Consider the following 13,235-nt stretch of genomic DNA (forward strand, 5'->3'; position numbering starts at 1 on the left):
TAACAAAAATGCTTGCAAGTTTAAAATTTGTAGAAAAATATATTTCTTTACCAAAAATAAAAACACAAACTGTTCTTAATAATAAACAAACAGAAATTGAAACATACAACCTCGAAAAAATAACCTCACTATTAACACGTCAAGGCTTTGAAGTGGATAGCATCCGCATTCATGGAGAAAATTTAGAGTCTGTTGTTGTTGGATACATCGAAAAAGCAGAACCTCATCCCAATAGTTCTAAGTTACAAATTTGTTACGTAAACGTAGGTGAATCTGCGCCTAAACAAATAGTGTGTGGTGCTCAAAATGCCCGAGCTGGTTTATATGTCGCTGTTGCATTACTTGGTACAAAATTACCCAATAATTTAGAAATTAAGCCTTCTAAAATTCGTGACATCGATAGTTTTGGCATGTTGTGCGCTCGTGAAGAGCTGGGTTTGCCTGTTAATAAAGAACTCGATGGCGATGGAATTTGGGAGTTGCATCAAGAATGCCAAGGTGGTGTGTCTATCCAAAAATTAGCACAAAATGTTGGTAATTCAGTTTTTGCAGCATTGAACTTAACAGATGTCATATTAGAATTGAGCATCACGCCAAACAGACCCGACATGTTAAGCCATGTTGGCGTTGCGCGAGAACTCGCGGCTGCTTTTGCTTATGAAGGCATTTCGTTTGAGCAAAAAGAAATTTATACAAATAAAACCAAAATATCAGAAGAGCACATTAAACAAAATGTTACACACAATAACTCTGTAGAGTGTGGCAATATTTTATTTGCAGCAGAAAATCACCTTGAAGCTCCAGCTTTTTTTATGGCGCTCGATGGAATTCAAGTTGCTCCAAGTCCAGCTTGGCTTAGAAATTTGCTTGAAGCTCTTGGACAAAGCTCGATTAATAATATTGTTGATATTTCAAATTATATTTTGCTGGCACACGGCCAACCAAGTCATGCTTTTGATCTCGAAAAAATAACTTCTGAAAACCCCAACAATAAAAAATTGATACTTAGAAAAGCAAAACCCAATGAAAAATTTGTGGGTCTCGATGGCAAAGACAGAGAACTTCACGAAACCGACGAGGTGATTTGTGATCTGAAAGGAACTCAAGGTTTGCTCGGTGTATTAGGAGGAGAACACTCAAAGGTTACAAACTCAACTCAAAAAATTATTGTAGAATTTGCCAATCCACATCCTGTTTCTGTTCGCCATTCTTCAAGGCGTCACTCAAGACAAACAGATGCAAGCTTTATGTTTGAAAAAGGCATTGATGCGGCTGCACGGTTTCATGCCGCTGCAGAATTTTATGCACTTTTGTGTGAAACTCAAAGTCAAGCTCCAATATATTGCGGCTCTGTGCATTCTTTAAATAAACAGAATCAACCGCAGGTAAAAATTGATTTCCCACAAAGCAAAATCAATTTTGCAGAAAGCGCGCAACAACGTATTTTGGGTGCGCATATTATTGACTACAAAGAACAACTAAACATTTTAAAATCTTTAGGGTTTGGCATTTTAAATGCAACTCAAAATTCTGCAACCATTGTTGTTCCAAGTTGGCGCTCCATGGATGTGTGTGGTGAAGCCGATTTGGTAGAAGAATTTATTCGTGTGGTAGGAATTGATAAAGTTCCTTCTACACCAATTATTGCACCTGCTGTTGTGAATCATGATGATAGCCACTTTAAAATCATTGAAAAACTCTGTTCGCGCACCGCAGCACTTGGCTACAACGAAGTTATTAGTTTGCACTTTATGCGCGCCAATGATTTTGAAAAACTTGGCTTGCATTCCGCCGATGCATTAGGAACTCCAATTACTCTCCTGAATCCAATTATTGGGGATGAGCCATTGTTGCACACTTCGCTTGTTCCTGACTTGTTACGCAAAGTAAATCGTAACTTGGCTTATGGTAATTTTAGCGGACAGCTGTTTCATTCTTGTCGCACTTTTCAAAATGCAGACGTTAATGGAAGTCTTGTGTTTAATAATCTAAATGCAATACAAACAGCGCAACCATATAACAAACTGCAAGACTATCATTTTTCTCAAGGATTTACTTATACGCAAGAAAAATCTCAAGCAGGACGTCCTGTAGAAACCCCAAGGCTTGCAGGTACTTTATTTGGCAATAAAGTAGAAAAAACATGGCAAAACAAACAAGAAATTCCTTGGTCGTTACATGATATTATGTGTCACGTAACAGAAATCTGCAAAAGCATAAATCTTGAAATATTTGTAAAAAAGATTTCAAGCACAGAAAACGAAGACAATGCTTGTTATCACCCTTTTGCAAATGCATTGCATCCAGGAAGACGCGTTGGTTTTTACCTAAGAACAGAAAACAATACAGAAATTGCTGTTGGCTGGGCTGGAGAGCTGCACCCACAAACAATGCGTGCGTATGAAATAGAAACTGTGTGCCTTGCATTTGAGTTGAATACAGCATTACTCATTCAGTATGCACAAAAACCTACAAATATTGCCAAGCGCTCTATAATTATTCAAAAATTTCCTACAATTAAAAGAGACTTTGCATTTGTTTTAGAAAACTCTGTTACAGCTCAAGATCTTAGCGCAGTCGTTTCTAACTCATTATCAAGCTTAATTGAAAAAGAAATTCCTGCGCACCTGCAATCGGTTAACATTTTTGATATTTATAAAGGCAAAGGGATACCAGAAAACAAACAATCTGTTGCTTTTCAAGTATTTTTAGTTCCTTTAGAAAAAACATTCACAGATAAAGAAATTCAAAAAATCTCGTTAACAATTATAGAAGCAATTCAACATCATTTAAATGGAGAGCTCAGAGGTTAAAGTCACAAACAGCATTGATTCAAAAACTCAAGTTCTTTAATCAATGCTGTCATAATACTTTCAGATTTTTTAAAGCCGTGCCCTTCATCTTCAAATATATAAACCTCATGATAAATATTATTTTGCTTAAGTGCTGCTGCTATTTTTTGAGTTTGGCTTATATCAACAACCACGTCACGATCCCCATGAAAAAAGATGATGGGAGATTTTATTTTGTGTGCTGAGTGAATTGGAGAACGTTGCACATACACATCTTTATCTTTGGTTGGTGACGCCCCTAGCAGCCTTTGATCATAATAGGCTTCAAACTTATGTGTATTATTTGCCATGTCTAATAAGTCAGAAATTCCAAAGGTACATGAACCACAATTAAACACCTGCTGTTCTGAGGTTAAGGCCGATAAAACTGTATACCCACCAGAACTGCCGCCAGAAATAATGAGTTTATTTTTATCTGCTTTGCCAATTTTACAAAGAAACAGAGCCGCATCAAGACAATCTTGTACGTCTATTATTCCCCATTGACCATTTAGTTTTTCGCGATAATCTTTTCCGTAACCTGTACTTCCTCGATAATTGACTTCAACGTATGCGTAACCACGGCTTGTAAAAAATTGAACTTTTGAATTAAACATCACATCGGCGTTAGCAGTAGGTCCGCCATGAACTTTCACAATTAAAGGCGGAGCTGTTTTATTATTTAGTAACGGCAAATAATTAGGATTTTGCGGAGGATAAAAAATTGCATAACCAATACTTTTATCTTGAGTAGGAAAATCAATAAGTTCTGGCTTAGAAATAAATGCTTTATCAAAATTAATATTTAAAGATTGTCTAATGTTTTTTGGTAAATGCAAATGATTATTGTTAGACACTAAAATAGAAAGCGGCGTTTCTGGATTTCCTGCTAAGTAACACACCAAATTATTATTTGCAGCCAAGCTATTAATACAAGTTAAATTATTATCTACATTAACAATTTGATTCGTTTCTAAATTAAAAATACCGGTTTTCCAAACACCTTTTTCTATATAAATAAACAAAATTTTATTGTCTGTTAAAAAATCAAAACAGCGGGTGCCAAGTACCCACATTGCACGGCCAACATCTGCTTCAATAAAAAATAGAGCAGTTAACTTATTATGATTGGCATTTAAAGAATATAGATTCCAAAATCCAGAACGATCGCTACACACATATAAAATGTTATCACGACTCCACGTTGGTTGATAAAATGCTTCGCAATTTGTAGAAGATATTTTTCTTTTGTTTATTAAGGCGCCATTGAACTCAATATCAGCAAGCCAAAGTTCATTACAATCCCAAGGCATGTTTGGATTATTCCATTGCAGCCAAGCAAGATGTTTGCCATTAGGACTGACTCTTGGTGAGCTATAAAAATCAGCTCCCGTACATACCTCAAATACTTTTTGATCAATTAAAGAAATCATTACAATTTCGGTAACAGGAAAATGATGATTTGAAGATTCATGGTTACGCAAACAATATAAAAATTGTTTCGATTCATTTACAGAAAAATCAGCAAAACAAGAATTAGAATTTCCAACTAAAGCTGTAACTTTAGAAGTTTGTAAATTTTTATGATATAAAAATCCGTCTTTTGCATTAGAAAAATAAAGATCGTTTTCTTTTACAAAAAAGGCTCCTCCTCCATACCCATGAACCGAGGTTGCAACCTTAAATTGTGCTGTTGTAACATCTAAAAAAGCTCCGTCTTGATGATAACAGACAATAACAGATGCGCCATTATCATAAGGTCTGTTTTCAATCCAATAAATTTTTTGATTATCAATTTGAATATCTGAAAAAGAGATAGATTTACTGGCAATCATTTCAGCAGTGATTGGCGACTGCCAAGTGCCAAAATTTGCGTTTTGTTGAGGAGCATTCATAGAATCATCCTGTTATAATTTAGATTAAAAATAAACTATGGCATAGATATCCATCTTTTATTGGAATTACACATAATTTATAGTATTTGCAACAAGGATTACAAAAAAGGAATTTATGTGAAAAAAAATTTAATTTTTATTATGATATTATTGTTCATTTTTTTAATAAGTTACGCATCATATTTTCAAGAACCAAAAGAAAATTCATTAGACACCTTACTTATTAAAAACATTCAAAATTACACAGATTTTTTTAGATCTTTTTATTCAGAAAAACCTCTCATTGTGATGAGCGTCATATCAATTTCATTTTTACTACTTACAATTTTATATTTTCCATTTATTGGTCCATTTTTTGTTTTATTAACAAGCTCTTTAATAGGGAGTATAAAAACTATTTTATTATGTTCTGTTATAATAACAATTTCATACACTTTTTCATTTATCATTTCTAGATTTATTATAAATAATTTTATTCGAAATAAAAATAATGATAAAAAAATAAAAATAATAACACAAAGCTTTGAAAAAGATGGATGGGTTTATTTATTATCAACAAGGTTTTCTGGAGTGATACCTGCAATTGTAATTAATACTGCAATGGGATTAACAAAAATTCCTACTTGGCAATTTTATTTAGTAACACAAATTGGCACATTGCCCCATATTATAATTTATAGCATTGCAGGCAATCAAATTCTTGATATAAAAAGCACTCGCGATTTAGTATCACCAAATTTTTTAATAATTATGCTATTTTTATCAATTTCCCCAATTATTTTAAAAATAATTGGGGAATACTTGCTTAAAAAACCAATTACAAAAAAAAATAAAACATTATTCTAACATTAATTCTCAAGTTTTTTAAACCATCTTTCATTTCTAAAACCTGGCAAAATAGAATCTTTTTTATCATAAGTAGAATAAGAAATCATAAATGCGCGGCCATAGATTCTATTTTGATCCATAAATCCCCAAGAACGGCCATCTGCTGAGTTATCTCGATTATCACCTATTAATAGTAATTTATCTTTTGGTACAACCCACTCTTGAGTGTCTTCATCGGTTTGACTTCTATATTTTCTTTTTAAAATATAGTGAGGATATTGACTAAAACCAGATTCTAAAAATAAATTATAACTATCGGAGTTATCGTTGCCACCCATATTTTCTAAAATTGATCGATCAAGCTGTAACTCTTGCTTTGCGATAGCACCATTTACTGTTAAAATTCCATTTGTAAACTTGACCACATCTCCGGGCACCCCAACAACCCGCTTGATTAAAGTCAATTGATTTTCTGATTCAGGCCCCTCAAAAACAACAATATCACCTCGTTGCGGCTGATCCCAACTAAAAATTCGAGTTTCCATAAGGGGTAACATAAATCCGTAGGATAACTTATTTACAACGACATGGTCGCCTATTTTTAACGTTGGCAACAAAGAACCCGTTGGAATGACATACCAATTTAAAAAAGACGAACGAAAAAAGATTATAATTGATACAATAATAAGAATTGATTTAACTTCACTTATAATTTTATTCATAAAAAAATACCTCATTTACAAGAACCCAATTGGGTATATCATAGCTTGATAGAAGTGCGATAGAAAGCGATAGGAGGTTCTATTTTGAATTTTATAAAAAAATTTTTAACAGGAGTTGAAAAATTTATCCTCGCAGGAAAGATAAAATATGATTTAAATACGCTATTATCGAGTGCAAATCCTAAATTATCTCTGGAAAAACGGGTTGAATGGATTCAAGACCTCATGACCTGGATTCGTTCTACAGAAAAAATACCAATACAATTTGATACTTCTATTGGACAAATTCACACAGCACGAGTTCGCTTTATTCTTCAACTTTTAGATCGAAACCCAGAATGGAAGCAAACAGTGTCACAGACATTAAGATCTGTTATTCATGAAACCAGTGCATTGCAGCTCTTTTGTAATACGGGTCTCCCCAATGAAGCAGGATTTTTACAAGAAGCCACAGATAGAATTTTAAACAAAATAATCCCAACGCCACCAGAGGAAAAAGAACTTTCAGAACTTTTTTTAAAAATCTTTCCTAGAGAAGAAGATGCTATATGGGTTGAAAATTTATCGACCGAAACAATAATCAAAATTCATGAACTGATTTTATTTGAATCTGATGAATATAATGTATGGGCAAAAATAAAAAATGATATAGAAGATGCAATTTATATTTTAACGAGTCAAATTCATGCAATTGGATTATCAGATATATTTAGAAATCGCACAAACTTAAAAAACATAAAAGACTCTCCATTTATTGCATTAAGCGATTATGTTGATGCATTTTTAAATTCTTATAATAATGTATCACACGATAATCTTACCAAATATGTTTATAATTGCGATAAATACATTTTAGAATGCAAAAAATCTATTCAAGAGGTTTTTCATCATTTAGATGAATATGGAATAAGCGTAACATTAGTTTATCAATTAGAAAAAGTCTCTTTTCATTTAGCACGTTTAGAAATTTTGTTGTTATTTTTATATAAAATTGAAAATGCAAATAAATACAGTATAATTCCTGCTTTTATTGCAAAACTTATTAGAGAAAGTATTGAAAAAAAGAGCATTAGAGCTTTAGTACAAACAAATCTCAATCAGCTTTCCAGAAAAATTGTAGAACGCGCTGGACACACAGGTGAGCATTATATAACAAGCAATAAAAAAGAATATTTTCATATGTTTAAATCTGCCGCAGGAGGCGGATTGATTACAGGTTTTACCACATTATTTAAAACAATTATTGTACATTCAAAACTCGCTATTTTCTTTGAAGGATTTTTTGCTTCTATAAATTATGCCTGTAGTTTTGTTTTTATTCAATTATTAGGTTTTACACTTGCAACCAAACAACCATCTATGACAGCCTCAGCAATGGCAGGAAAATTGCATAATGTACAAGATGAAAAATTGCTAAATGAATTTATTGACGAAGTGACTAAATTAACCCGTTCGCAGTTTTCTGCAATTTTTGGCAATATTGTTGTTGTGATGCCAACAGTTTTTTTAATTGATTTTTCTTATAAACTCATTACTGGAAATCATGTTTTAAATATAGACCGCGCCCATAAAATTGTTCAATCATTTTCAATTATAGGGCCAAGTATTTTTTATGCGATTTTTACAGGTGTCTTGCTTTGGTTATCGAGCATTATTGCTGGCTGGTTAGAAAACTGGGCGGTGTATCGTAGACTTCCCGAAGCAATTGCAAAAAATAAACGACTGATTTTTGTGTTTGGCGAAAACAATGCCAATCGATTCTCTGCATTTTTTAAAAATAATATTTCTGGCTTTGGCGGTAATGTGTCATTAGGCATTATGTTGGGCATGACCCCTTCTGTAGGAATGTTTTTTGGTATTCCTCTTGACGTTAGACATGTAACCTTAGCCGCTGGTGGATTTTCTTTTGCACTATCGAGTATAGGTTTAAACGAATTTTACAATTCTGATTTTATTTTAGCTTGCTTTGGTATTGTAGCAATTGGTCTTTTAAATTTATCTGTCAGTTTTTGGCTTGCTATGTCTGTGGCAATTAGAGCCCGTAAAATTCAGAGCGTTGGCAGAAAAATAATTAGAAAAGCAATTATAAAAAGATTATTATCTTCACCTTTAGAATTTTTTTATCCTACCCAAAAAAATAACTAAACAAAATTATAAATATTTTTTGTTTAGTTATTTTTGTATAGAATTTCTAAAATTAGATTATAATACTAGAATTTTTTCTCAAATATTAATAAATCCTTAAATTTTAGCATATTACCATTTAACTCATTTTTTAATTTCATACAATTGACTGGTATTCGCATTGCAATTAGGGTGGCGAGCTTCAAGTTTGAATTTCACTTGAAGCTCGCCACAGTTGCATTTGCTAAACACAAATCCAATTTACTAAAGCGGGATTAAAAATAACCAGTTTAATTGTTAGAGGATTTTTATGATTCAAACAGAATCTGTTGATATTTTAGACCCCAAGGTTGATTCCATATTCAAAAAGATTTTTGGTGAAAAACAAGAACTCTTTATTGATCTTGTCAATAGCGTGTTTGCCAATAAAAACGAAAAATTGGTAAAATCTGTTATCTTTTTAAACTCCTCTCTCTCAAAAAATATTGCCAATGGCAAAGAATGTTTTTTAGATGTACTTGCAGAACTCGATGATGGCAGCAAAATTAATATAGAAATGCAGGTTGCTCCACAAAAGCATTATGTAAAAAGAAGTTTGTATTATTGGAGCAGTTTGTATGTTGAGCAATTATCTCTTGGCAATCATTACAAAGGCTTAAACCGCTGTGTGTGCATTAATATCATAAACTTTGACCTCTTCCCCGAAAACAATAGCTATCATAGAATGTTGTCTTTGATGGATGTTGATAACCACGAAATTGAGGCCCCCGACCTCGAAATTCATTATTTAATTATACCCAAAATGCCCAAAAATATGTATAATGGCAGTATGACAAGGCTTGAAAAATGGTTACTCTTCTTTCAAGCATCAAACAATCATGTGTTCGAGGAACTCGCCATGCAAGACAGACTATTTGAGGAAGCAAAAGAAACTTTGTACTTTTTAAGTCATAACCCCGAAGAAAGAGCCGCATACAGACAACGTTTAAAATACCTACTCGATACAGCATCTCGACTTGATGATGCCAGAGCTGAAGGTGAAGCGAGAGGCGAAGCGAGGGGCGAAGCGAGGGGTGAAGCGAAGGGTGAAGCGAGAGGCATTGAAATCGGTAGGCGTAAAAATATGATTGATATCGCAAAAACAATGAAAGCAAGTGATTTTCCATTGATGAGTATTGTTAAAGTTACTAAACTCTCCCCAGAAGAAATTGAAAATCTTTAAATATTGGGAGTGCTGAAAAAGTTTTCCATACAGCACTCCTCTGGGTTATTTGACGACTCTCCACCTATTTAAATTTTAAATTTCCCGAATACCCAAACCTAAAATAGGATGATAATTAAATTTTTTATCTTTCCAATAATATGGCACCCTTATTGCTGCAAGTTTTTTAAGACTATCATTATCGCATGTTTCTTTGGGTAATAATTTTTTAATTTCTTTTAATTCTGAAATTAAATTATAGTCAATAAAAAAATTTCTTTTACTTTTTAAAACATTGTTATACTCTTTAATACTCATGGCAACAGCAAAATCATTGTTATGAGTAGGAACATTTGGCTTAGTTTTTAATAACCATCTATCCCATTTTTTTTCGTTGAAATATACAGGAAAATACTCATCTTCAATTCCAAATTTATTTTTTCTAAACCTTGTTTTTAAAAAGAAATGCTGCGTCAAACGATGTTTTTTATTTTTTATAAATTCTTCTAAACTATATTTATTTTTAATATTTTTAATCAAATGCTCCCTCAGCTCAATCAGTTCTACTGCAGTTAATGGAGAATCAAGATAATATTTTAATTCTAGCAAACAAAGACTCGAATCAATTTTTTTAGAAACTTCAGCAAAAATTGCTTTTTCTGCATCTCGAATACGCTTGATTACAACATCCTTTTTTATTTCCAGCTGAATTTCTGCACTTAATAATTGTTCTTCTACTTTTCTATATACTTCATAATCAATATTATCTTTTTTAGGAAAATCAGCCCTACGCATTGCGCGCCATCCAAAATGCGAAAACACTCCAAATGTTGAATCCGTTTCAACACCAGGATATGCCCAACTATTTGGTTTTTCCTGTTTGTTGTGACTATCAAACCATGTTTGTGAAGAAAATCTTAATATTCCAATATTGGGCCGGTTGGCAAACACTGAGGACGATGCCGTAACACCCTTCCCGAAGCTTGCACAATAGAGCGGGTTGAGCACGGATCAAGAATTGTCCAATCGTAATCATGATCACGGCCCGTTTCTTGAATACTTGTTGAAGAAACAAGCATCATCACATTTTTTGGAAAATTATTTTGCTCATACCATTTTAGAAACTCAGGAGAATTCAAAAGTATTTTTGGATCGTTGCAATTTTCTGTTCTTTTTAAACCTTTATCTAAAAAGCTTTCGACACGTCTTCTATCCACAAAATTTAAATAACTATGGTAACAAAATACTGCTATTTTTAAATCGCTTGCTGACTTTTCTTCATCCATTAACCATTTGGCAAAATCACGACAAATATGGGTACGATTCCACCTTACAAAACCAATTGAAAATCTAAAAGAATTATTATTTACCATATACGAATGTCTCAAATGCATGCGTTCTGCGGCTTGCAACACAATGTTAAAATTTTCTTCTTCAAAATTTTTTTTATCTTTAACTTCAATAAATTCAGCATAGTGCTTTTCTGGAGATTTTTTTAAATAATTGCAATGATTTAATAAAAATTCATTGTAATATTTTTTAAATTCATCATTATTATTTATAGGCATTAATTTTGCAGAACTACAAGAGCTATAATTGCTACCTAAACAAACGATTAAATTTTGCTCATTGGTATTTTTTAAATTTCTGTCTTTAACACCATCTAAAAATGCGTCATACAATTTTTGCACAATAACGCTTTGAACACTTGCAGAAGATAACACAACATTTCTTCCGTAAAACCCCGTTAAGTAAACCAAACGACCAATACTCACCAAATCAGATGCCGCAAAAGAATCTATCTCATCAATTGCTAAATCCGAAGTCATCAAGCGCAATGCCATAAAGGATTCACTGCCTCGTTTAATTTCTGCGCCCGAAATAAAATGATCTATTGTTGCCACAACAATAGGCGTAGATAAAATCACTTCTTGGGTTTTATTTAAAAACGGGATGCTTTTATTCTCATTTCTTCCACCAATTACAAAATTAGCCTCTTCGAGTTCTTTTAAAAGCTGAGGTGAATTTGAGGTGCCATTTTCTGAATCATACAACAAATCAGTATTTTCGGCTTGGGACTCCCAAATTTCTCGGGTTAAACGATCACCCACCACAACAGCAACATCGGATTCATCATACAGTTTTTTATATTCACTCCCAGTTTGTAACGTTAACGTTCGCAATCCTAATCCCAAAGAATATCTCAGTTTATGATCTTGCGCTGCGGCAGAACATGCTAAAGCAATGGCTCGAGTTTTTCCACTTCCAGTTGAGGAAGTGAGCACACAAAAAACTTGCGCAGAGGCATTTGTTTTTTTTAATTGATCAATTTTTTGGTAAACTTCATGCTGCCATAAAAATCTTTCATTTTCTGGTTTTTTAGATTTTAATGGCATTGCGGCAGAAAACGCTTCGCTGTTTAAAAAAATGCAGTTAAAATAAACTTTAGTGTAATGCGCGACTTTATTTAAATGAACTTCTAAAGTGTCTGCATAATATTTTTCGTCACTTTGCAATATTGTATTTGCAAAAATTGTAGAATTTAATGATAAAGAATCTCCTAAATATTTTTCTTTTTTTTCTGATCCCATGTAGTCAGAAATAATAAGAAGTGGTCTTAAATAATTGGGAACATAGGTTTCAATAAAATTTTTATTATTTAAATTGTTTTGCAGATATTTTGCAATAAAATTACATTCTTTTGCAACCAACGCGCACCAAGATTGCGGACTTTCTGCATTATCCCAAGGTTTTTTACCTTCTTTTAAGGTTAAAAAATTTAAAAATTCATCGAGCAACTTTTTTTCTAAAATTTTTGAGGTATCAACAAACTCTTCGCGCCAAAAGTTTTTAACTCCCGAGCACACGCGTAAATCTTTTGCTTCTGGTAATTTGTGGTGAGTGAGCACAAGCCATAAAATATATTCAATAACTTTTGATTGATTAGAATTACTCAATAAAAAGTTATTAAATTGCGGCCAAGGATCACGAATTGCTGTTTTGCAATACTTATTTAAACTACTTTTAATAATATTAAGATAATTTTCAGAATTTTCAGAAAAGCATTTGTGCACATTTTCTTCGGTTGATAAATGCTGAAAAATAATATTATCATCCATATTATTTTTAATAATACCATAAATCATCAAACACGATACAAGCTCATGGCGCACAACATCTTTTTTAATTTTATTATCGCGCAGCGCGTTATTGAGTTTTGCTTGAAAGCCAACTGTTGCCTTACCAAGATCGTGAAATAAAGCCGATAATTTTAAAACAGAAAGAAAAAATTGTTCTTCTTCTGATTTTAAATTCATTTCAATTTCTTTCTGCATTTTTGTAATTGAATAACTGTATTCACCATTTTCGCTAAAATGAATTTTATTTCCAACATGAAAAAGAAAATTTTTGTCATTATATTTACCTATTTTGTAACAGGTAATTGATGTTTTTTTACTTGAATTTTTTATAAGTAACTCGTGAAGTTCTTGATATCCCTCTTCTGATAAGTTACCAATCCAAGTACGCCTGCCAATTTGGTTTAAATATTTTGACAAATTTTTTCTTGTCTTGGGTAATGATTTTTTAGTGCATTCGCTCACGCACAGTATTAACATATTTTATCTCCCTAAAT

The 13,235-nt window shown here is 32.6% G+C and carries 8 protein-coding genes; 4 read left to right on the forward strand and 4 right to left on the reverse strand.

Features of this window, described 5'->3' with window-relative positions:
• Positions 1–8 precede the first annotated feature (8 nt).
• On the forward strand, positions 9–2,813 hold the full coding sequence (pheT, locus tag Spiro2_RS10315) for a phenylalanine--tRNA ligase subunit beta (RefSeq protein ID WP_338635700.1): 2,805 nt from the start codon (positions 9–11) through the stop codon (positions 2,811–2,813).
• Between the two features lie 2 nt (positions 2,814–2,815).
• Here the strand turns inward: pheT and Spiro2_RS10320 are convergent, their stop codons facing one another.
• Positions 2,816–4,726 carry a S9 family peptidase gene (locus Spiro2_RS10320; protein ID WP_338635701.1) on the reverse strand — a complete coding sequence of 637 codons (1,911 nt, stop codon included), beginning with the start codon at positions 4,724–4,726 and terminating at the stop codon, positions 2,816–2,818.
• A gap of 117 nt (positions 4,727–4,843) precedes the next feature.
• On the opposite strand from Spiro2_RS10320, the gene Spiro2_RS10325 reads away from it, so the two are divergent.
• Complete coding sequence (locus Spiro2_RS10325; protein WP_338635702.1) at positions 4,844–5,572, forward strand: TVP38/TMEM64 family protein; 729 nt, start codon at positions 4,844–4,846, stop codon at positions 5,570–5,572.
• Positions 5,573–5,574: 2 nt separating this feature from the next.
• Here the strand turns inward: Spiro2_RS10325 and lepB are convergent, their stop codons facing one another.
• Entirely contained in the window at positions 5,575–6,276 is a 702-nt protein-coding gene (gene lepB / locus Spiro2_RS10330) for a signal peptidase I (RefSeq protein WP_338635703.1), read from the reverse strand.
• A gap of 84 nt (positions 6,277–6,360) precedes the next feature.
• On the opposite strand from lepB, the gene Spiro2_RS10335 reads away from it, so the two are divergent.
• Positions 6,361–8,421, forward strand: a complete 2,061-nt coding sequence (locus Spiro2_RS10335) for a site-specific recombinase (RefSeq protein WP_338635704.1) — start codon at positions 6,361–6,363, stop codon at positions 8,419–8,421.
• Positions 8,422–8,710: 289 nt separating this feature from the next.
• Positions 8,711–9,622, forward strand: a complete 912-nt coding sequence (locus Spiro2_RS10340) for an Rpn family recombination-promoting nuclease/putative transposase (protein ID WP_338635705.1) — start codon at positions 8,711–8,713, stop codon at positions 9,620–9,622.
• Between the two features lie 75 nt (positions 9,623–9,697).
• On the opposite strand, the gene Spiro2_RS10345 is transcribed toward Spiro2_RS10340, so the two are convergent.
• Together Spiro2_RS10345 and Spiro2_RS10350 are read right to left on the reverse strand one after the other, a co-directional pair.
• Positions 9,698–10,552, reverse strand: a complete 855-nt coding sequence (locus Spiro2_RS10345) for a hypothetical protein (protein WP_338635706.1) — start codon at positions 10,550–10,552, stop codon at positions 9,698–9,700.
• The gene (locus Spiro2_RS10350) at positions 10,519–13,218 is read right to left on the reverse strand and encodes an HD domain-containing protein (RefSeq protein WP_338635707.1); all 2,700 of its coding nucleotides are present in this window, start codon (positions 13,216–13,218) and stop codon (positions 10,519–10,521) included. The genes Spiro2_RS10345 and Spiro2_RS10350 overlap by 34 nt, the downstream gene beginning before the upstream one ends.
• Positions 13,219–13,235: the final 17 nt, after the last annotated feature.

The organism is Spirobacillus cienkowskii, from assembly GCF_037081835.1.
Classification (GTDB): domain Bacteria; phylum Bdellovibrionota_B; class Oligoflexia; order Silvanigrellales; family Silvanigrellaceae; genus Silvanigrella; species Silvanigrella cienkowskii.

Bases quoted from the DNA above. Each gene is read 5' to 3' on its own strand.
- pheT (WP_338635700.1), top strand. From the start codon at position 9: ATGCTTGCAAGTTTAAAATTTGTAGAAAAATATATTTCTTTACCAAAA.
- Spiro2_RS10320 (WP_338635701.1), bottom strand. From the start codon at position 4,726: ATGAATGCTCCTCAACAAAACGCAAATTTTGGCACTTGGCAGTCGCCA.
- lepB (WP_338635703.1), bottom strand. From the start codon at position 6,276: ATGAATAAAATTATAAGTGAAGTTAAATCAATTCTTATTATTGTATCA.
- Spiro2_RS10340 (WP_338635705.1), top strand. From the start codon at position 8,711: ATGATTCAAACAGAATCTGTTGATATTTTAGACCCCAAGGTTGATTCC.
- Spiro2_RS10350 (WP_338635707.1), bottom strand. From the start codon at position 13,218: ATGTTAATACTGTGCGTGAGCGAATGCACTAAAAAATCATTACCCAAG.